22 protein-coding genes are annotated in these 19,588 nt (G+C 34.2%); 14 read left to right on the top strand and 8 right to left on the bottom strand.

Features of this window, described 5'->3' with window-relative positions:
* Window positions 1-31: 31 nt before the first annotated feature.
* The 4 genes from LPC20_RS05865 to LPC20_RS05850 all read right to left on the bottom strand — a co-directional run bounded on the left by LPC20_RS05865 (window position 32) and on the right by LPC20_RS05850 (window position 4,257).
* A complete protein-coding gene (locus tag LPC20_RS05865) occupies window positions 32-778 on the bottom strand; it encodes a rhomboid family intramembrane serine protease (protein WP_229323430.1) in 747 nt (248 codons plus the stop codon).
* Complete coding sequence (mutL, locus tag LPC20_RS05860; RefSeq protein WP_229323428.1) at window positions 775-2,637, bottom strand: DNA mismatch repair endonuclease MutL; 1,863 nt, start codon at window positions 2,635-2,637, stop codon at window positions 775-777. Before mutL ends, LPC20_RS05865 begins: the two co-directional genes overlap by 4 nt.
* Before the next feature lie 156 nt (window positions 2,638-2,793).
* Window positions 2,794-3,366, bottom strand: a complete 573-nt coding sequence (ribH, locus tag LPC20_RS05855; RefSeq protein ID WP_229323426.1) for a 6,7-dimethyl-8-ribityllumazine synthase — start codon at window positions 3,364-3,366, stop codon at window positions 2,794-2,796.
* Between the two features lie 117 nt (window positions 3,367-3,483).
* Window positions 3,484-4,257 (bottom strand): tetratricopeptide repeat protein, encoded by a 774-nt coding sequence (locus LPC20_RS05850; RefSeq protein WP_229323424.1) that lies wholly within the window; start codon window positions 4,255-4,257, stop codon window positions 3,484-3,486.
* Window positions 4,258-4,396: 139 nt separating this feature from the next.
* On the opposite strand from LPC20_RS05850, the gene recF reads away from it, so the two are divergent.
* The 8 genes from recF (at window position 4,397) to gap (ending at window position 11,729) form a co-directional block, all read left to right on the top strand.
* Window positions 4,397-5,476: a DNA replication/repair protein RecF gene (recF, locus tag LPC20_RS05845; RefSeq protein ID WP_229323422.1), complete on the top strand. Its 1,080-nt coding sequence runs from the start codon at window positions 4,397-4,399 to the stop codon at window positions 5,474-5,476.
* Window positions 5,477-5,546: 70 nt separating this feature from the next.
* Window positions 5,547-6,245 (top strand): thioredoxin domain-containing protein, encoded by a 699-nt coding sequence (locus LPC20_RS05840; protein ID WP_229323420.1) that lies wholly within the window; start codon window positions 5,547-5,549, stop codon window positions 6,243-6,245.
* 8 nt (window positions 6,246-6,253) lie between these two features.
* Complete coding sequence (locus LPC20_RS05835) at window positions 6,254-6,931, top strand: DUF2461 domain-containing protein (protein WP_229323418.1); 678 nt, start codon at window positions 6,254-6,256, stop codon at window positions 6,929-6,931.
* A gap of 35 nt (window positions 6,932-6,966) precedes the next feature.
* Window positions 6,967-7,980, top strand: coding sequence for a UDP-N-acetylmuramate dehydrogenase (gene murB / locus LPC20_RS05830; protein ID WP_229323416.1), 1,014 nt, complete (start codon window positions 6,967-6,969; stop codon window positions 7,978-7,980).
* Window positions 7,981-8,105: 125 nt separating this feature from the next.
* On the top strand, window positions 8,106-9,209 hold the full coding sequence (locus LPC20_RS05825) for a glycosyltransferase (RefSeq protein WP_229323414.1): 1,104 nt from the start codon (window positions 8,106-8,108) through the stop codon (window positions 9,207-9,209).
* On the top strand, window positions 9,200-9,757 hold the full coding sequence (locus LPC20_RS05820) for an RNA polymerase sigma factor (protein ID WP_229323412.1): 558 nt from the start codon (window positions 9,200-9,202) through the stop codon (window positions 9,755-9,757). Before LPC20_RS05825 ends, LPC20_RS05820 begins: the two co-directional genes overlap by 10 nt.
* A gap of 87 nt (window positions 9,758-9,844) precedes the next feature.
* Complete coding sequence (gene lipA, locus LPC20_RS05815; protein ID WP_229327134.1) at window positions 9,845-10,714, top strand: lipoyl synthase; 870 nt, start codon at window positions 9,845-9,847, stop codon at window positions 10,712-10,714.
* A gap of 10 nt (window positions 10,715-10,724) precedes the next feature.
* Window positions 10,725-11,729 carry a type I glyceraldehyde-3-phosphate dehydrogenase gene (gene gap / locus LPC20_RS05810; RefSeq protein ID WP_229323410.1) on the top strand — a complete coding sequence of 335 codons (1,005 nt, stop codon included), beginning with the start codon at window positions 10,725-10,727 and terminating at the stop codon, window positions 11,727-11,729.
* Between the two features lies 1 nt (window position 11,730).
* On the opposite strand, the gene lpxK is transcribed toward gap, so the two are convergent.
* The 4 genes from lpxK to LPC20_RS05790 all read right to left on the bottom strand — a co-directional run bounded on the left by lpxK (window position 11,731) and on the right by LPC20_RS05790 (window position 14,062).
* Window positions 11,731-12,741 (bottom strand): tetraacyldisaccharide 4'-kinase, encoded by a 1,011-nt coding sequence (gene lpxK, locus LPC20_RS05805; protein WP_229323408.1) that lies wholly within the window; start codon window positions 12,739-12,741, stop codon window positions 11,731-11,733.
* Between the two features lie 5 nt (window positions 12,742-12,746).
* Window positions 12,747-13,028, bottom strand: a complete 282-nt coding sequence (locus LPC20_RS05800) for a Txe/YoeB family addiction module toxin (protein WP_229323406.1) — start codon at window positions 13,026-13,028, stop codon at window positions 12,747-12,749.
* Entirely contained in the window at window positions 13,004-13,243 is a 240-nt protein-coding gene (locus LPC20_RS05795) for a DUF2683 family protein (RefSeq protein ID WP_229323404.1), read from the bottom strand. The genes LPC20_RS05800 and LPC20_RS05795 overlap by 25 nt, the downstream gene beginning before the upstream one ends.
* 90 nt (window positions 13,244-13,333) lie before the next feature.
* Window positions 13,334-14,062 carry a carboxypeptidase-like regulatory domain-containing protein gene (locus tag LPC20_RS05790; RefSeq protein WP_229323402.1) on the bottom strand — a complete coding sequence of 243 codons (729 nt, stop codon included), beginning with the start codon at window positions 14,060-14,062 and terminating at the stop codon, window positions 13,334-13,336.
* 97 nt (window positions 14,063-14,159) lie between these two features.
* On the opposite strand from LPC20_RS05790, the gene LPC20_RS05785 reads away from it, so the two are divergent.
* The 6 genes from LPC20_RS05785 to LPC20_RS05760 all read left to right on the top strand — a co-directional run bounded on the left by LPC20_RS05785 (window position 14,160) and on the right by LPC20_RS05760 (window position 19,460).
* Complete coding sequence (locus tag LPC20_RS05785; RefSeq protein ID WP_229323400.1) at window positions 14,160-15,254, top strand: Nif3-like dinuclear metal center hexameric protein; 1,095 nt, start codon at window positions 14,160-14,162, stop codon at window positions 15,252-15,254.
* A gap of 3 nt (window positions 15,255-15,257) precedes the next feature.
* Window positions 15,258-16,037 carry a zinc ribbon domain-containing protein gene (locus tag LPC20_RS05780; RefSeq protein ID WP_229323398.1) on the top strand — a complete coding sequence of 260 codons (780 nt, stop codon included), beginning with the start codon at window positions 15,258-15,260 and terminating at the stop codon, window positions 16,035-16,037.
* A gap of 38 nt (window positions 16,038-16,075) precedes the next feature.
* The gene (locus LPC20_RS05775) at window positions 16,076-16,918 is read left to right on the top strand and encodes an alpha/beta hydrolase (protein WP_229323396.1); all 843 of its coding nucleotides are present in this window, start codon (window positions 16,076-16,078) and stop codon (window positions 16,916-16,918) included.
* A gap of 133 nt (window positions 16,919-17,051) precedes the next feature.
* The gene (locus LPC20_RS05770; protein WP_229323394.1) at window positions 17,052-17,621 is read left to right on the top strand and encodes an RNA polymerase sigma factor; all 570 of its coding nucleotides are present in this window, start codon (window positions 17,052-17,054) and stop codon (window positions 17,619-17,621) included.
* Complete coding sequence (locus tag LPC20_RS05765; protein WP_229323392.1) at window positions 17,608-18,297, top strand: hypothetical protein; 690 nt, start codon at window positions 17,608-17,610, stop codon at window positions 18,295-18,297. The genes LPC20_RS05770 and LPC20_RS05765 overlap by 14 nt, the downstream gene beginning before the upstream one ends.
* A 35-nt stretch (window positions 18,298-18,332) precedes the next feature.
* A complete protein-coding gene (locus LPC20_RS05760; RefSeq protein ID WP_229323389.1) occupies window positions 18,333-19,460 on the top strand; it encodes a hypothetical protein in 1,128 nt (375 codons plus the stop codon).
* The last annotated feature ends 128 nt before the right edge of the window (window positions 19,461-19,588 follow it).

Below are 19,588 nucleotides of genomic sequence, written 5' to 3'. Positions count from 1 at the left end.
AAAAACTCTATTATTTATTAATTATTGCGGCTTAATTCCAGCGGTTAGAATTGAATTGATTTTTTTTCCAATACCAAACAATTAAAAAACCAAACAAAGCACCTCCTACGTGAGCAAAATGAGCTACTCCACCTCCACCAAAAATTGATTTTCCCGAGATTCCTAAATACAAATCAACCAGAACTAAGCCTGGTACAAAATACTTTGCTTTGATTGGTATAGGGATAAACATCAAACCCAGTTCAGCATTAGGGAACATAAAGGCAAAAGCTACTATAATTCCGTATATAGCTCCTGATGCTCCAACAGCGGTTCCTACATAGGCACTAGTGAAATTTTGAAACTGTGTTACAGTAATCACTTCTTGCCAACGAGTATCAATTCTTCCTTCGTTTAAAAGTGTTAGAATTTCAGATTTTGAAAATCCGTTGGAAATCAATGCGTCTAAACCTTCTTGAAAATGATAATAATTTACACCCGTATGAACTAGAGCCGAACCCAAGCCGCAGGAAATATAGAAAAACAAAAACTTCTTACTTCCCCAAAATTGTTCTAAAGCAGATCCAAAGGAAAATAAAGCAAACATATTAAATAAGATATGCATAAATCCACCATGCATAAACATATAGGTAATGGGCTGCCAAGCTTTAAAATCTGGGTTTTCCGGAAAAAACAAAGCTAAATATTGATAGGCTGGGCCCGAAACTAAAAGTGTACCAACAAAAAATAAAATATTAATAATAATTAACTGTTTGACAGTTTCCGTTACATTTCTCATAGGGCAAATTTTTTATCTATATCTTCTACACGCATCGTGATGAAAGTGGGTTTTTGAAAAGGGGAAACATTGGGTTCCTTACAAGCAAACAATCCGTTGACCAAGTTTTCTTGTTCTTTTTCGGTCAAATAACTTCCTGTTTTAACCGCCAAACTTTTTGCCATTGATTTGGCAATCGTATCGTTTTGACTGAAACTACTTTCTGGAATTCCGTCCTGCAGATCACTCAACAATTGTTCTAAAACTAAGGAAACTTCACTTTCGGTAATATTCACTGGAATACCAGAAATAACTACATGATCTTCTTGAGTTTCCTCAAATACAAATCCGGTATTCATTAAAGACAACTGCAATTCGGCAATCAATTCCATCTCATTCTTTGAAAAATACAAATTCAACGGAAACAACAATTGCTGACTAGAAGCTTGCTTTACGGTCATATTAACCAAAAATTGTTCGTACAGCACTCGTTGGTGTGCACGTTGCTGATCTACAATCACCATCCCTGATTTAATTGGAGAAACGATGTATTTTTTATGAATTTGGTAGGTCCTGTGAATGGTTGACTCCGCATCTTCTAAATCAAATAATGAAGCTGTTACTTCTTCTTGTTCAAAATTAAAATTACTGGAGGCTGAAAACGTTTCAGTTTCTTGCTTCAATCCCACATACAAACCTTCCCAACTCGAAGCAATTTCTGTTTTTTTATAACTCCCTCCAGAACCTGAATAGGATTTTGTAGGTTGCACTTCTGAAAAAGGATTAAAATTAGCATCAACTTGAACCGTTGGCATAGCTCCTTCCAAATCTTTATAATGGTAGGGTATATCTAAGTTAGCATCGCGATCAAAATCCAACACAGGAGCAACATTAAATTGTCCTAAACTGTGTTTGATAGCGGCTCTTAAAATAGCATATAGGGCTTGTTCATCATCAAACTTGATCTCAGTCTTCGTTGGATGAATGTTGATATCTATAGAATGCGGTGGAACGGTTAAATATAAAAAATAACTCGGCTGCGCACCGTCTTTTAAAATTCCGTCATAAGCCGCCATTACAGCATGGTGCAAATACCCACTTTTAATATATCTGTCGTTCACAAAGAAGAATTGTTCTCCCCTATTTTTTTTGGCAAATTCAGGTTTGCTCACAAATCCTTGAATTTGGACAATCTCTGTTTCTTCTTGAACCGGAACTAATTTCTCATTGGTTTTACCCGAAAAAATACCAACAATTCGCTGTCTAGAATTCGATTGAGGCAGATTGAACATTTCACTTCCATTGTGGTAAAAGGTAAAATGAATGTTGGGATGTGCCAAAGCAACGCGTTGAAACTCGTCAATTACATGACGGTATTCCACAATATCCGATTTTAAGAAATTGCGTCGAGCTGGAATATTATAAAATAAATTTTTAACTGCAAACGAAGTTCCTTTAGGCAAAACTGCCACTTCTTGAGAAATAAATTTACTCCCCTCAATGATCAGATGTGTTCCTAATTCTTCCTGGTCTTGCTTGGTCTTCATCTCCACATGAGCAATCGCCGCAATGGAAGCCAAAGCCTCTCCACGAAATCCTTTAGTGTGCAATGAAAACAAATCTTCCGCCTGGCGAATTTTAGAAGTAGCATGACGTTCAAAACACAAACGAGCATCAGTCACACTCATACCCACTCCATTATCAATCACTTGTATCAATGATTTTCCAGCATCTTTAATGATTAACTTAATGTCTGTTGCTTTCGCATCAACTGCATTTTCAAGCAATTCCTTTACTACAGATGCAGGCCGTTGCACCACTTCACCAGCGGCAATTTGATTGGCAACATGATCTGGAAGCAATTGAATAATACTCGACATCAAAAAGGTTTTAATTGTTGGGGTTTGTTTGTGGTTGCACCATAAAGTACAAATTTAGGGAATTTATACTTGGTTTTAAAACATCCGTAATTACAAAAAATAGACAAACCTATACTATTCTTGTAGTATAGGTTTGTTAGAGTATTTTACTTTTAACTATTCTTCTATTTGCAATGGATTGTTCTCGATTTGCAATGCGCTAGCACCTAATAAGTGTTGATTATCTATTTGATGAGACAACGAAGCTTGTTGACGGATAAAAGCCATTTTAATAGCTGCTATAGCCGCTTCAGTTCCTTTATTGCCATGGATTCCACCACTTCTATCAATAGACTGTTGCATGGTATTGTCTGTCAACACACAAAAAATAACCGGAATATCAGTTTGTACATTCAAATCCTTAATTCCTTGTGTTACCCCTTCGCAAACAAAATCAAAATGTTTTGTTTGTCCTTGAATGACACAACCAATTGCGATCACCGCATCTACATTTTGTGTTTGTAGCATTTTTTTAGCACCGTAGATTAATTCAAAACTTCCAGGTACATTCCAACGAACTATCTGTTGAACGGGAACTTGATTTTCAATCAAAGCAGAAAAAGCACCATTATATAGTCCTTCGGTAATCGTTTCATTCCATTCTGCCACTACAATTCCAAAACGAAAATTGCGTGCATCTGGAACACTATTTTTATCATAATCTGACAAATTCTTATTTTCGGTAGCCATAATCAGTTCGTATTAGTTTACTGTTAAAGATAAAAATAAAGGTTAGAAATTACAACTAATTAGATACAATCTAATTGCATTATAATTGCTAACCTACTAATTTATTGGAGTGTTTAACTATTGTGCCAATCCAATCAATACATCCACTGAAGCTGCTTCAGGAGTTGCATCATAAAAATCTTTGATTTCAGTGAAATATTTCAACGCTTCTTCTTTGTTTCCAAGAGCTAAAGCTGTCTTTCCTGCTTTCAATAAGAAACGTGGTGTAGTAAAATCATTTTTACTAGACTCAGCTGCTTTAATATAATTTTCTAAAGCTTCTTTTTGTTGGTTTTTTTGAGCGTATGCATCTCCAATAGCTCCTTTTGCTAAAGCACCTAAAATCATGTCTTTAGATTCGAATTTGCTTAAAAAATCAATTGCTTCAGCGTATTTACCTGTATTCAAGTATGCGATACCTGCATAATAGTTAGCCAAGTTACCTGCATCAGTTCCTGAATATTCTTCGGCAATTTTAATAAAACCAAATTTACCTTCAGAACCATTCAATGACAATTTGTATAAAGAGTCACTTGCAACTCCATCAGTAGCTTTTTGAAAATTTTGTTGTGCAACAAACATTTCATTAGCCGCTTCTTCTTCCTTAGGTGTTGCAATAAATTTTTCAAATGCTAAATACCCAACAGTTATTAATGCTATTGCAGCAACAAAACCAATAATTACTTTTTGATTTTTAGCAACGAAATCTTCTGTTTTAGTAGCTGTTTCATCTAATTTAGAAAAAACACCAGCTGTTGTACTGTCTTTTTCATCTACTTGAACATCTTCAACAACTTCTTTAACTTCTTTTTCTTTAGGTGTTTTATATCCTCTCTTATTATAAGTGGCCATTTGTATTTAATTTAGTGAGTGGCAAAAATAAAATTTTTATTCAAATCTAAAAGGCATTTTATGGATATTTTTCAATAATTTGCGCACAGTTAGCAAAAGGGTGCTAATAAAACGCTATTCTTCATTCCAGCGAGACAAAATGTATTTAAAAAAGATTTCATTATTCAATTATAAAAACTTTGCTGAGGCTAATTTCGAGTTTGACTCCAAAATCAATTGTTTTGTGGGAAAAAACGGAATTGGTAAAACCAATGTACTCGATGCAATTTACCATTTATCCTATGGAAAGAGTTATTTTAACCCTCTTGCAGTGCAGAATATTAAGCATGGCGAAGAGTTTTTCGTAATCGATGCCGAACTAGAAAAAGATAACAGAGCCGAACAAATTGTTTGCAGTCTAAAAAAAGGACAGAAAAAAGTCTTAAAACGCAACGGCAAAGTTTACGATAAATTTTCAGACCATATTGGCTTTGTTCCCTTGGTGATCATTTCACCAGCCGACAGGGATTTAATCATTGAAGGAAGCGAAACGCGTCGCAAATTTATGGATAGCGTCATTTCGCAACTGGATTCTCATTATTTACAGCAACTCATTCAGTATCAAAAAGTACTCAGTCAGCGAAATGCATTATTGAAGTATTTTGCTTTAAATCAAGTTTTCGAAAAGGATACCTTGTCAATTTACAATGAACAATTGAATGGATTTGCTCAGTCGCTTTTTGAAAAAAGAAAATCGTTTATTCAGGAATTTATCCCGATTTTTAATAAACACCACCAAGCGATAACTGATTCTCAAGAAACCGTTCAATTGGTGTATGAAAGTCATTTATTCGAAAATGATTTGGAAACACTTTTACAAGAGAACATTAACAAAGATAGAGCTTTACAATACACTAGTGTCGGAATTCACAAAGACGATTTATCGTTTGAAATCGACTCGTATCCTATAAAGAAATTTGGTTCACAAGGCCAACAAAAATCATTTCTTATTGCTTTAAAATTAGCCCAGTTTGAATTCTTAAAAAAACAAAGTGGCGTAAAACCATTACTACTTTTTGATGATATTTTCGATAAATTGGACGAAAGTCGCGTAGCCAAAATAGTTGAAATGGTCAATAGCGATACTTTTGGACAGCTTTTTATTTCTGATACGCATTCAGAACGAACAGAAACCATTGTAAAATCAACACATCAATCTTATAAAATTTTTAGTTTGTAAATGGTGTTGAATTAAAGATACAATTTAAAAAAACAGTACTTTTGTAATCTAATTTATACCCTATTAAACAATGAAATCATTCACCTCTTATTTATTGATTGTATTATCTTTTGTTATTGTTTCTTGTAACGGACAATCTTCAAAAAATATTAAAAATGTAGATGCGATGGCTTTTTCTAAATTAATCCAGACTACTACAAATCCTCAAATACTTGATGTAAGAACTCCAGAAGAATTTGCTGCTGATCATATTGATAATGCCAAAAACATCAACTGGCTAGGTTCTGATTTTACTGCAAAAACTACCAGCTTAGACAAATCAAAACCCGTTTATGTATACTGTAAAATTGGTGGAAGAAGTCAGCAAGCTGTAGAAAAATTATCTGAACTTGGTTTTACAGAAATTGTTCAACTAGAAGGTGGATTCTTAAAATGGGAAGCAGCTGGATTATCAAAACCTGCTTCAAAAAAAATTGGAATTTCTCAAAAAGAATATGCTGATTTACTAAATTCTGATAAAAAAGTATTAGTAGATTTTTATGCCGAATGGTGTGCACCTTGCAAAAAAATGACCCCTTATTTGTTGAAAATGGAAAAAGAAATGGCAGATCAAGTGGTAATTATTCGTTTGGATGCTGATAAAAACAAAAGTTTACTTTCAGAAATGAAAATTAGTGAATTACCTACACTTTTATTGTACGAAAATAAACAAATCAAATGGCAGCATTCTGGATACATTAGTGAAGCTGATTTGAAAAAACAATTATAAACGACAGTATGATTACTAAAGACAGTTTGCAATTTCTAGCTGATTTAAAAGCGAATAATAATCGGGACTGGTTCTTGAATAACAAAAAGCGTTACGAGCTTTTTAAGAAAGATTACCACCAACTCGTTGGGTCATTTTTGGACGCGATGAAACCACTTGATCCGTCGTTAGAATTACTTGAAATTAAAAATTGCACTTTTAGAATCAATCGTGATATTCGTTTTTCAAAAGACAAAACGCCATACAAAACCCACTTAAGTGTTTGGATGTCATCCGGAGCTAAGGGAAACAACCGTTCCGGTTATTACATTCATATTGAAAAAGATAAAAGCTTTATCGCTGGCGGATTGTATTGTCCTGAAGCCGAAGATTTGAAGAAAATCCGAAAAGAAATTGCTTTTTTCTATGATGATTTGGAAGCCATCCTACAAGAGAAAAACTTCAAAAAAGAGTTTAAAGATTTCGATCGAAACGAAACGAATGTTTTGAAAAATCCGCCTCGAGGTTATGAAAAAGACCATCCCGCTATTGATTTTTTAAAATTGAAAAGTTTTGAAAGCACTCAACATTTTGATTTCTCCGAAGTCTTGAAAAAAGATTTCGTACAAAATATGTCTCAAAAATTAATTGCCTTACGACCTTTAAACGAATTTATCAATCGAGCGCTAACTACCGACGAATTTTAATTCTTACTTTTGAGCTTTAAAAAGCATTTTATTCTATGACGCTACACTCTAATTTTTCTCTAAAAAACTACAATACTTTTGGCATTGAAGCCAAAGCAAATCAATTCATCGCGGTACATTCGTTAGATGAATTGAAAACTGTTTTAGTTGAAAATCCAACGGAGAAAAAATTTATTTTAGGTGGTGGAAGCAATATGCTTCTCACTCAAGATATAAATGCTTTGGTGATTCATATTGATTTAAAGGGCAAAAAAATCATTGATGAAAATGACGATTTTGTATGGGTAGAAAGTCAGGCAGGTGAAAACTGGCACGAATTTGTACTTTGGACCATTGATCAAAATTTTGGTGGCTTAGAAAATATGTCCCTAATTCCGGGTAATGTAGGAACTACACCAGTGCAAAATATTGGCGCTTATGGTGCCGAAATCAAAGATCACTTTATTTCTTGTCAAGCCATTTCGATAGCTAATCAAGAAGTGAGAACGTTTCAAAATGAGGAATGTCGTTTTGGTTACCGAGAAAGCATTTTCAAAAACGAAGTCAAAGACCAATACATCATCACTTCAGTAGTTTTTAAATTAACCAAACGCAATCATAAAATAAACACTTCTTATGGTGATATTTTAGGCGAATTGGAGAAAAACAACATCCAAAAACCAAGTTTGAAAGACGTAAGTAATGCTGTTATTGCGATTCGTCAAAGTAAATTACCTGATCCTAAAGAATTAGGAAACAGTGGTAGTTTCTTTAAAAATCCTATTGTTCCCAAATCAGATTTTGAGAAAATTCACCAACGATTTCCTGAAATGAAATACTTTGAAGTTTCTACTACCGAAGTGAAAGTTCCTGCAGGTTGGTTAATTGAACAAGCAGGTTTCAAAGGCAAACGTTTTGGCGATGCCGGAGTACACAAAAATCAAGCTTTGGTCTTGGTGAATTATGGAAATGCTACTGGTCAAGAAATATTGGCCGTTTCAAAAGACATTCAAGAAACTGTTTTTACTACTTTCGGAATTCGTATTGAGGCTGAAGTAAATGTGATTTAAGACAATTACTCCCTCTTATCTTGTAATTTAAATTGAATGAAAGGCATAAAAATTTGCCTCCTATTCATTTCAAATTCGTTTTTGTATTCCTACATTTGCACACGATTTAAAAAGACAATTTCCCCATGCTTATACTTTTATACATTTTTATTGGACTAGCCGTAATTCAATTGGCATACTATCTAGGTGTTTTTGGGCAATTTGCTTTTGCAAAAGCACAACAAATTACACCCAAAAGAATTCCTATTTCGGTAATTGTATGTGCTAAAAATGAAGAAGAAAATGTAGTGAAGTACATTCCGCTTTTAGCCGAACAAAATTATCCTGATTTTGAAATCGTTTTGATAGACGATGCCTCAGGTGACAATACATTAGAAATTTTCGAACAATTTGAAAAACAATATCCTAATGTTCGATTAGTAAAAGTAGAGAACAATGAAGCCTTTTGGGGTAATAAAAAATACGCATTGACATTAGGAATCAAAGCAGCTAAAAAGGAATACCTTCTTTTTACTGATGCCGATTGTTACCCAACATCAAAAGATTGGATTACAGCAATGAGTTCGCAATTCACCATGCAAAAAACGATTGTTTTAGGTTACGGTAAATATGAAAAAATCGCTAACTCATTCTTAAACAAAATCATTCGTTTTGAGAATGTATTGAACACTATTCAATATTTTTCTTGGGCAAAATTAGGCTTCCCATATATGGGATTAGGTCGTAATATGGCGTACAAAAGAGAAGAATTTTTCAATGTAAATGGTTTTATCGACCATATGCAAATTCGCACAGGAGACGATGAATTATTCATTAATCAAGCTGCCAACGGTAAAAACACAACCATTGCTTTTACTCCTGAAAGTTTTTCTGTTTCTAAACCAAAAACTACCTTTTCGGCTTTTTTCAACCAAAAGAGAAGACAAATTGCTACCGCAGACTACTTTAAGTCAAGTGATCAATTTAAACTAGGATTATTTTATGGTTCACAATTATTATTTATAATAACGGCGGCTGTTTTATTTGCATTTCAGTTTGAATGGATTATTGTTTTAAGTATTTTCTTGGGACGCTATTTGATTGCTTGGATCGTTGTCGGATTTTCAGCTAGAAAACTTAAAGAGAATGATATTAAATGGTGGTTTCCTATTGTTGAAATTGTACTTATCTTTACACAAGTGAATGCGTATTTTACCAATTTATTCTCAAAACCAATCCAGTGGAAATAAACCAACAAATAGAAAAAGCAAAACTAGGCGATCAAACTGCCTTCACTTTTCTATTGGATTATTATTGGAATGAAGTATATGGTTTTATGTTGGTACGTACTGAAAACGAAACGGATGCCGAGGACATCACCATCGAAACCTTCTCTAAGGCATTTAACAAAATCAGCACCTACAATAACGAATTTCAGTTCAATACTTGGTTAATCGCCATTGCTAAAAACGGTCATGTTGATTTGTTACGCAAACGAAAATCAAGTGTATTTATAGAAATTACGGATGACGAAGATCAGAAAGCTCACAATGTAGCCGACACGACGCCTTCTGTAGAGGACAAAATAATTACAGAACAAAACCTTTCACAATTATTGAAATTCATTAAAGAATTGAAACCACACTATCAGGAAGTCATTCAAATGCGGTATTTTCAAGAAATGAGTTATCAAGAAATAGCCCTCAAAATTGACGAACCGTTGAGCAATGTGAAAATCAAAATTTTGAGAGCTAAAAAATTATTAGCCGAAATCATTCAAAAAGGATCCAAAGGGTAGTTTGATTTTATTTAACTATTGTTAATCCAAAATTTTCGTCTATCTACTTCAATACATTACTTATATTTGCAAAAGAAATTTGATGTTATGGAAACTGTTTTAGAAAATAAATTACCAACAGCTAAGCCAAAATGGTTGCGTGTAAAATTGCCTATTGGTAAAAAATACACGGAGTTAAGAGGATTAGTTGACAAATACAGCTTGAACACAATTTGTACTTCTGGAAGTTGTCCTAATATGGGCGAATGCTGGGGAGAAGGTACTGCAACCTTTATGATTTTAGGGAATATTTGTACCCGTTCTTGTGGTTTTTGTGGAGTAAAAACAGGCCGTCCAGAAACAGTTGATTGGGACGAACCCGAAAAAGTAGCGCGTTCTATAAAAATCATGAACATCAAACATGCCGTGATTACCAGTGTAGATCGTGACGATTTAAAAGATGGCGGATCTATCATTTGGATAGAAACTGTAAAAGCGATTCGCAGAATGAATCCGAACACAACTTTAGAAACCTTAATTCCAGATTTTCAAGGCATTGAAAGAAATATTGATCGTATCGTAGAAGCCAATCCGGAAGTAGTTTCACATAATATTGAAACTGTACGTCGATTAACTCGTGAAGTGCGCATACAAGCTAAATACGATCGTAGTATGGAAGTATTGCGTTATTTAAAAGAAAAAGGAATCAACAGAACCAAATCGGGTATTATGCTTGGTTTAGGCGAAGAAGAGGAAGAAGTGATGCAAACACTTCGTGATTTACGCGCTGCCAATGTAGATGTAGTGACTATCGGTCAATATTTACAGCCTAGTAAAAAACACTTACCTGTTAAAGAATACATCACACCAGAACAATTCGAGAAATACGAAAAATACGGATTGGAATTGGGTTTCCGTCACGTAGAAAGCGGCGCTTTAGTGCGTTCGTCTTACAAGGCACAAAAACACATTCTTTAATTTTCCTATTTTGAAAATACGAATTGCCATCAATGGTTTTGGAAGAATTGGTCGAAATCTTTTTCGATTACTTTTGAACCATCCCCAAATAGAAGTGGTTGCTATTAATGACATTGCCGACACTAAGACAATGGCACATTTAGTAAAATACGATAGTATTCATGGCGTATTACCATTTGAAGTCAGCTCCGATGCAAACGGGATTATAGTAAATGGGAAGCACATTCCATTCTTCCACGAAAAAAGCATTGCTAATTTGGATTGGAAAACTCTCCACATTGACTATGTCATCGAATCAACTGGAAAATATAAAACTTTCGAAGAACTGAATGCGCATATTTTGGCTGGAGCCAAAAAGGTAATTCTATCGGCACCTTCTGAAGTAGATAGTATTAAAACAGTAGTATTAGGAGTAAATGAATCGATACTAGACGGGAGCGAAACTATCATTTCCAATGCGAGTTGCACGACCAACAATGCGGCACCGATGATTCAAATCATTGACCAATTGTGTGGCATTGAACAAGCCTACATCACCACCATTCACTCGTTTACTACCGACCAAAGCTTACACGACCAACCTCATAAAGATTTACGTCGCGCGCGTGGTGCAAGCCAATCTATAGTTCCTACAACAACTGGAGCAGCCAAAGCACTGACAAAAATCTTTACGCATTTAGAAAATAAAATGGGAGGTTGTGGCATTCGAGTTCCGGTTCCGGATGGATCTTTAACGGATATTACTTTCAATGTCAAACGAGCAGTGACCATTGACGAAATCAATACCGCATTTAAAACAGCTGCCGAAACCAATCTAAAAGGAATATTAGCGTACACCGAAGATCCAATAGTATCTGTAGATGTAATAGGCAATACGCATTCCTGTATTTTTGACGCCCAATTGACCTCTGTGATTGACAAAATGGTAAAAGTAGTGGGTTGGTATGACAATGAAATTGGCTACTCGTCTCGATTGATTGATTTGATTTTATACTCCAACAATCTGAAAGCCTAATCTATTGCTTCAAATAGTCCAATACCGAGGCATCAAATTCGTTTGAACCAACTAGTAACGAAGTTCGAATAGGCAAATAATACAATTGCTCTTTTAGGATAGAGTCTTTCAAACGAACATAATCTTTTTCGGTAGTTACAATCATCTTCTCTCCTGCTTGTTGTTTAATTTGTTGGATATCAGTTTCCGTAAAATGATGATGATCTGGATAGGTCAAACAAATAGATGCTGAGTTTGTCAAATAATTAAAAAACGAAGCTGGTTTTGCAATTCCTGCCAGAAGTACACAAGCCGATTGCTGAATAGTTGCCACTGGAACAGATGCAATACTAGATTGTACATTTTCATCAAAAGCAATCGTGCTAAAATAAACCGGAGCATCCGAATATGATTTTATTCTTTGCTTAATTTGACTTTGTTCTGTCTCAGAAAGTGTTGTAGGGCATTTGGTTACTACAATCACATCTGCTCTTTGAGCACCACTTCTTGATTCTCTTAAATTACCTGTTGGCAATAAAAAGTCATCCACAAATACATCATCATAAGCCGTCAACAAAATATAAAAACCCGCCTTGACTTTGCGGTGTTGAAAAGCATCATCCAATAAAATAACTTGAGGCTTCTTCTCTTGAGTCAATAATTGTTCAATCCCATTCTTTCTATCGACGTCTACCGCTACTTGGATCGATGGGAACTTTTGGTAAAATTGATAGGGTTCGTCTCCTAAATTTTCAGCTGTAGCATTGGCATTCGCCAAAACAAACCCTTTTGATTTTCTTTTATACCCTCTACTTAAAGTCGCTATGGCGTAGCGTTCAGAAAATAACCGAATCAGATACTCTATCTGCGGTGTTTTGCCTGTTCCGCCCACGCTCAAATTCCCTACAACAATAACGGGAAGGTCAAACGAATAGGAAGCTAAAATGCATTTGTCAAACAAAAAATTGCGAATACTTGTAATGAAACCATACAGAATAGCGAAAGGGAATAGTATTTTTCGGAGAAGATTCATAGAATTTATTTATCAGAATAATGACCCATTGCAGAAATAACATCTACAACAACCAAATCATCATTAACAGTATAAATTAATCGGTCTTTTGGGTTGATTTGTCTTGACCAAAAGCCAGATAAATTGGATTTTAAAGCTTCGGGTTTACCAACTCCCGAATAAGGAGTTTCAGATAATTCATTTAAAATTATTGCTATTTTTTTGATACTAGACTGATTGCCAGACTTTAAATGTTTAGCAATTTGCTTCTTTGCTAAATCTGTTATTTCAACCCTAAACTTCCCCATATATCATTCGGATCTACTATTGTTCTATTTTTACTTTTTTGAGCTTTTTTTACCATTGCAACAAATTCAGGATCATAGGGACTTTCCTCAATTTTATTAGAATCCGTTTCAATAATTTCAATTCCTTTTACCCCTTTAAAAAAAGATTCAGACATCGCCATAAAGGCTTTACCTGCCTTAGTGCGTTCGTTGATTTTAATGGTTAATGTAGTCATAAGTATTGATTTTTTGAATTACAAATATACAAAAATAGCCGTACCTTTTAATTTCATAAAAAACAGAAAAATAAGCACACTACAGCCAACTTATATTTTTTTAAACTCATCTCTCTTTTGATGCAAAAAGTCCAAAAGCATTAATTGATTATTACTTTTCTCTATCAATCTAGCTTTGGGATCGACATCACAAAATTCGAGAAAAAGAGCGACTTCATCCTCTTTCAAATGCAAGGTTTTAGTATAAAAATCAGGTTTAAAATTATTTTTTATTAGGTCTTTAAATACTATTGGTGGCGATTCCGCTTTAACAATTTCTTTCTCCTTGGAAAACAGTTTACCAATCATATTGGCAATTTTAAAAAAATCTATCCCTGCAGTTTGTCCGTCATAAACCCCAGGATTTTTAAGCGTTTTTTGTAGCTTATCCATAGCTATATCATCTAGTTTATCCTGCTCAAATTTTTCATCTTTACTCAAGTGAATGGAGGGCGTTTTGACAATCAGAACTTCTTGCAACTCTTCCGGCTTCTTTACTAAAACTACTAAATTATCTTGCTTTAGCATCATATCCGCATCAATTACAACACGTTTTAAATCGTATCCCTTAGCAATAAAAATTAGAATTTCCCCAAGTTTACCAGTTAGAACAAACTTGCCTTCAGTATCAGTAAGGGTACTTTTTTTGGAATTAAAATTTACGACATCTACTTTTGCCATTGGGAAATTATCCGATAAAACTGTACCTTTAATCGTTTTTTCGGATTGCGAAAAGCCAATTTGAAAAACAAACAACAAAAAAGCTATTTTTAATTTCATTTTTATTGGTTTATAGGTAATCAAAAATACCATTCAACAGAAATAAAACTCACAATAAAAAGATAAGCTATTGTTAAATTACGTTAAGATGAATTAAATGAAAATAAAAGAAATATTCCCTGTACTCGAAGCAATGGCCCCTTTAGCCTATGCCGAAGACTTTGATAATGTGGGGCTCTTAGTAGGCAATCCAGAAAATGACGCTACTGGAATTTTAGTATGTCACGATGCTTTAGAAAGTGTAATTGACGAAGCCATTACCAAAAATTGCAATTTGGTGGTTTGCTTTCACCCGATTCTATTTTCAGGTTTGAAGAAAATTACCGGAACAACTTATGTAGAGCGCGCAATTCTTAAAGCCATCAAAAACGACATTGCCATTTATGCTGTTCATACCGCTTTGGACAATCATCCTGAAGGAGTCAACAAAATATTTTGTGATGCTTTAGGGCTAAAAAACACCAAAATCCTCATCCCAAAAGAGAATTTCATCCGCAAATTAGTCACCTACACTGTTCCTGAAAATGCAGAAGCAGTTCGCAATGCCTTATTCCATGCAGGAGCTGGAAGTATTGGTAATTATGACAACTGCAGCTTCAACTCAAAAGGGACTGGAACCTATAAAGGCAACGAACATAGCAATCCTGAAATTGGAGAACGCTTTGAATTCGTTCAAGCTGACGAAATCAAAATCGAAGTTACGTTTGAAAAGCACCTAGAAAGTAGAATTTTGAAAACCTTGTTTCAAACGCATATCTACGAAGAAGTAGCTTACGAGATTTACGACCTCAAAAACCAACATCAAAATATTGGCTTGGGAATGATTGGCGAATTGGAAACACCAATGAGCGAAAAAGAATTCTTGGGAATGGTAAAAGAAAAAATGCAAGCAGGCGGCATTCGCCATTCGCAGTTTCTTGATAAACCCATAGAAAAAGTAGCTGTTTTAGGAGGCGCTGGAAGTTTTGCCATCAAAAATGCAATTCGCGCTGGAGCCGATGCTTTTTTAACCGCTGATTTGAAATACCATCAGTTCTATGAGGCAGAAAACCAATTACTTTTGGCAGATATTGGACATTTTGAAAGCGAACGGTATACAAAAAATTATATTGTTGACTTTCTTAGAAAAAAAATCCTTAATTTTGCCATCATTTTTTCAGAAGAAAATACAAATCCAGTTAAGTACTTATAAAATATGGCGACTAAAAAAGAATTAAGTGTCGAAGACAAGTTAAGAGCAATATACGATTTACAACTTATTGACTCAAGAATTGACGAAATCAGAAACGTAAGAGGAGAACTTCCTTTAGAGGTAGAAGATTTAGAAGATGAAGTAGCTGGTTTAAGCACTCGTTCAGAAAAATTAAAAAGCGAACTTGAAGTTATCGAAGAGCAAATCAAAGTAAAGAAAAATGCTATTGACGAGCACAAAGAGGCTATCAAAAAATATACAAAACAACAAGAGAGTGTTCGTAACAACAGAGAATACAACTCTTTGACTAAAGAAGTTGAATTTCAAGAATTAGAAATTCAATTGGCTGAAAAGCAAATCAAAGAAATGAAAGCTTCTATTGAGCACAAAAAAGAGGTGATTGCAAATTCTAAAGAAAAATTAGAATCAAAATCAACTCACTTGAAACATAAAAAATCAGAATTGGATGCTATTATGGCTGAAACTCAGAAAGAAGAAGAATTTCTTTCTCAAAAATCAGCAGAGTATGAAGCACAAATCGAAGAGCGTTTGTTAACTGCTTACAAAAGAATCAGAAGCAGCGTTCGTAATGGATTAGCTGTAGTTTCTATCGAAAGAGGAGCATCTGCAGGATCTTTCTTTACAATTCCACCACAAACACAAGTGGAAATTGCCGCTAGAAAGAAAATCATCACTGATGAACACTCTGGAAGAATTTTGGTTGACAGTACGTTAGCCGAGGAGGAAAGAGAAAAAATGGAAAAATTATTTTCTAAATTTTAACTACTTGAAGTCCCGATGCAAATCGGGACTTTTTTATTATGAAGCAATTTCTTTTCTTTATCACTACCAAATCCTACGGAGCTTACATTAACCTACTGTGTTTTATTGCTCCCAAAAAAGCAACGCTGCTTGCCTTCTCTCTTTTTAGCCATCCTCGAAAAGGAAAACTAAATAGTAACCAACTTCCACCCTTTTTGGCCGAAGCCAAAAAAGAAACTTTTGACAATAACGGTTTGCAGTTCCAAACCTACCGTTGGGACGGAGATGAAAAAATCATTTTTCTTTTACACGGTTGGGAAAGCAATACTATGCGTTGGAAAAAATTACTACCGCATCTCATTGAAACGGGACACACCATTATTGCAATAGACGCACCCGCTCACGGATTATCAGAAGGAAAAGAATTTAATGTGATACGCTATGTAGCCAGTATTGATTGTGTAGCCAAAAAATACAGCCCTAATTATATCATTGGACACTCTATTGGCGGAAAAGCAAGTTTGTATTACCAAGCGACCTACAATAATCCAACTGTAGAAAAAATGGTGCTTTTAGGTGCTCCATCCGATTATGCCATTATTTTTAAAAATTATGTACGCTTATTGCGATTGAATAGCCGAATGGAAAAATTGATTCACCAACATTATTGGGAGCGTTTCCAAGTTAAAGTCGCAGATTTTTCAGCACAGCATTACGCGCAATCCGTGACAGCTAAAGGGCTTTTATTTCATGACTTAGACGATACCGTAGTATTGTATGAAGAAAGTAAAAAAACGAATCAGTATTGGAAAAGGTCTGTTCTAGAAACCACAAAAGGATTGGGACATAGTTTGCAAAACAAAGAAGTCTACAAAAAAATATCCGCCTACCTCTTACAATAAACCCGTACTTTTTTTCAATATTTTTACTTTTTAAAATAAAAATAGTGGATCGCATACAACCTTTTCTCATCCACACTCGTCTATTACTATAACAACTAATTTATAAATCGAATTATAATTTAGAAAATTGTAAATGAAAGTAATTCCAATACATCAAGAAGAAAAACAAATCATTGATTTAGCCATTGCTAACAATCGGCAGGCTCAAAAACAGATCTATGATCAATTTTCTCCAAAGATGTTAGGCGTTTGCAGAAATTACATCAGTGACATTCACCATGCAGAAGACATTCTATTAACTGGCTTCATGAAAGTGTTTTCCAATTTGAAAAAATTTGAACACAAAGGAAGTTTTGAAGGTTGGATTCGACGCATTATGATTTATGAATGCATTGATTTTATAAGGGCAAAAAAAAACCATATCGTTCATCAAAATAATGAAGACTTTATAGTAAGCGAAAAGGAATCTTCTTATGAAATGGAAGATTTTGCAATAGATGATATTCAATATTTAATTGACAATTTACCTGATGGTTATAAAATGGTATTCAATTTATACGCTATTGAAGGATTTAAACATCATGAAATAGCAACAATGCTCAAAATAAGCGAAGGAACATCAAAGTCACAATTATCGCACGCACGAAAGTTGTTACAACACCAACTATTTGAATTAAAAAAGAGACTCAATGGAACAAAATAAAATCGAGAATCAAATCAAAAAGAAATTGAATGACAGAACCATTCAGCCGTCTGCAGCTAGCTGGGATCGATTAGAAGCGATGCTAAACAGTACAGAGAATGAAAAGGCAAAACCAAATTATAACTGGCTGGCTATAGCCGCTGCAGTAGTAGTATTTTTTGGATTAGGAATTCTCTACACTACAACCTCAACATCCACCACTCAAATTGATGATTCAATTGCTGTTGCAACCGTAGCGGAATCAAAAAATGATTCGGTGACAGCAACACCTATTGCAACAATTGCAGTCGAAAAAACATCACCGATTTTGACTCAAAACGAGTCAAACAAAATCAATACTAAAACTATCATTTCAGAGGAAAAAAGTAACCAAGAATTGAAACCCATTCAAATAATAGTTACTCAAGAAATAGTCACTAATTCAAAAGCCACTTCGCCAACAACATACAAATACATGAGTCCTGAGGCACTTTTAAATGAAATAGAGACCGGTCAAAAAACAACCAATCCTACCAGAAATACTGTTTCAAAAAATAAAATAAAAATAAATGCCGCAACACTGCTTACCGGCGTTGAAAAAGAATTAGACAGTGTGTATCGCGAAACTACACTAGACAAATTAAACAAAAACTATAACCGAATTAAGTCAGTCATTGCCAACAGAAATTTCGAATAAATCAAAATCGTACACTAATTAAAAATTAAATCACCATGCAAAAAATTATAATTTACACTGTTATACTTATTGTGAGCTTATTAAGTAAAGTAGTAGCGCAAGAAAAAACATTTGAAAAACAAGTAAAAGAAATTGCTTCAAATATTGAATTAATTACCAATAAGGAAAAAAATAACTTAAAAGTTGAAGTCGAAGCCATTGACCTACAAGTTAAAGAAGGAAAAATCACAGCAGAAAAAGGAAAAGAACTTAAACAGAAAATTGCAGAAGAATTCGCTAAAAATATTGAAAATAAAGTAGCAATGGAAGAGGCTAAATTAGCACAATTGGTACAAGATAAAGTAGATGGTAAATTTACAGTTTCGGAAGAAAAACTAAAAAAAGGAGGGACTACAATTATTCTAGGTAGTAGTCGAAATGATTCAATAGGAAAAAATAGAACAGAAATTAATCTCACTACAATGAAGGTTTACAAAGGTGAGCAAGATAAAATCGAACGCAAATCCAAAAGGACTATCTCACAATTTGTTTTTGCTATGGGATTAAACAATGCTATTCCGGAACTAAAAGATATAGAAAATTCAGATTTTAGAGTTTGGGGATCTCATTTTTATGAATGGGGAGTTACCTATAACAGTAGACTAATCAAAAATCATAATTTAGTTCATGCAAAATATGGTTTCTCTGTCATGTATAATAATTTGCGTCCTACAGACAATCGTTATTTTGTAAAGAGTGGAAATCAAACCTATTTAGCAACTTCAAATTTTGATTTAGAAGAGTCGCGATTAAGAAATGTGTATTTGGTTGCACCATTTCATTTAGAATTCGATTTTACACCAAAAAAATATTCGAAAGACGGCACTACATCCTATTTTAGAACACACGAATCAATTCGTTTGGGAATTGGTGGATATACTGGGGTTCGAATTAAATCCAAACAATTACTTCACATTGAGGTGGATGGAGATACAGAAAAAACCAAACAAAAAGGAGATTTCAATGTGTCTGATTTCAATTATGGATTGAGTACTTACATTGGTTATCGCGCGACAAGTTTGTATTTCAAATACGATCTGAATCCAGTGTTTAAAAAGAATTCCGATATCAATCATGTACCATTAAATAATGTCTCATTTGGTATTCGTTGGGATTTTAATTAAACCAAACTTTAAAGGTGCTTGAATAAAGCACCTTTTTTATTTTGACCTACAATCCTAGTTTAAAAACATTTCTAGTTTGTATCTTTGACCACGCTTAAAATTAGTATACGTAATTTATAGATTCAACT

The organism is Flavobacterium ammonificans (assembly GCF_020886115.1).
In the GTDB taxonomy this organism is placed as follows: Bacteria; Bacteroidota; Bacteroidia; order Flavobacteriales; family Flavobacteriaceae; genus Flavobacterium; species Flavobacterium ammonificans.
This window is presented reverse-complemented; position numbering and strand designations above follow the sequence as displayed.

What these genes read in the sequence shown, in the direction of transcription:
- LPC20_RS05865 (WP_229323430.1), bottom strand. Translation starts at nt 778, where the DNA reads ATGAGAAATGTAACGGAAACTGTCAAACAGTTAATTATTATTAATATT.
- mutL (WP_229323428.1), bottom strand. Translation starts at nt 2,637, where the DNA reads ATGTCGAGTATTATTCAATTGCTTCCAGATCATGTTGCCAATCAAATT.
- ribH (WP_229323426.1), bottom strand. Translation starts at nt 3,366, where the DNA reads ATGGCTACCGAAAATAAGAATTTGTCAGATTATGATAAAAATAGTGTT.
- LPC20_RS05850 (WP_229323424.1), bottom strand. Translation starts at nt 4,257, where the DNA reads ATGGCCACTTATAATAAGAGAGGATATAAAACACCTAAAGAAAAAGAA.
- recF (WP_229323422.1), top strand. Translation starts at nt 4,397, where the DNA reads ATGTATTTAAAAAAGATTTCATTATTCAATTATAAAAACTTTGCTGAG.
- LPC20_RS05840 (WP_229323420.1), top strand. Translation starts at nt 5,547, where the DNA reads ATGAAATCATTCACCTCTTATTTATTGATTGTATTATCTTTTGTTATT.
- LPC20_RS05835 (WP_229323418.1), top strand. Translation starts at nt 6,254, where the DNA reads ATGATTACTAAAGACAGTTTGCAATTTCTAGCTGATTTAAAAGCGAAT.
- murB (WP_229323416.1), top strand. Translation starts at nt 6,967, where the DNA reads ATGACGCTACACTCTAATTTTTCTCTAAAAAACTACAATACTTTTGGC.
- LPC20_RS05825 (WP_229323414.1), top strand. Translation starts at nt 8,106, where the DNA reads ATGCTTATACTTTTATACATTTTTATTGGACTAGCCGTAATTCAATTG.
- lipA (WP_229327134.1), top strand. Translation starts at nt 9,845, where the DNA reads ATGGAAACTGTTTTAGAAAATAAATTACCAACAGCTAAGCCAAAATGG.
- lpxK (WP_229323408.1), bottom strand. Translation starts at nt 12,741, where the DNA reads ATGAATCTTCTCCGAAAAATACTATTCCCTTTCGCTATTCTGTATGGT.
- LPC20_RS05800 (WP_229323406.1), bottom strand. Translation starts at nt 13,028, where the DNA reads ATGGGGAAGTTTAGGGTTGAAATAACAGATTTAGCAAAGAAGCAAATT.
- LPC20_RS05795 (WP_229323404.1), bottom strand. Translation starts at nt 13,243, where the DNA reads ATGACTACATTAACCATTAAAATCAACGAACGCACTAAGGCAGGTAAA.
- LPC20_RS05790 (WP_229323402.1), bottom strand. Translation starts at nt 14,062, where the DNA reads ATGAAATTAAAAATAGCTTTTTTGTTGTTTGTTTTTCAAATTGGCTTT.
- LPC20_RS05785 (WP_229323400.1), top strand. Translation starts at nt 14,160, where the DNA reads ATGAAAATAAAAGAAATATTCCCTGTACTCGAAGCAATGGCCCCTTTA.
- LPC20_RS05780 (WP_229323398.1), top strand. Translation starts at nt 15,258, where the DNA reads ATGGCGACTAAAAAAGAATTAAGTGTCGAAGACAAGTTAAGAGCAATA.
- LPC20_RS05775 (WP_229323396.1), top strand. Translation starts at nt 16,076, where the DNA reads ATGAAGCAATTTCTTTTCTTTATCACTACCAAATCCTACGGAGCTTAC.
- LPC20_RS05770 (WP_229323394.1), top strand. Translation starts at nt 17,052, where the DNA reads ATGAAAGTAATTCCAATACATCAAGAAGAAAAACAAATCATTGATTTA.
- LPC20_RS05765 (WP_229323392.1), top strand. Translation starts at nt 17,608, where the DNA reads ATGGAACAAAATAAAATCGAGAATCAAATCAAAAAGAAATTGAATGAC.
- LPC20_RS05760 (WP_229323389.1), top strand. Translation starts at nt 18,333, where the DNA reads ATGCAAAAAATTATAATTTACACTGTTATACTTATTGTGAGCTTATTA.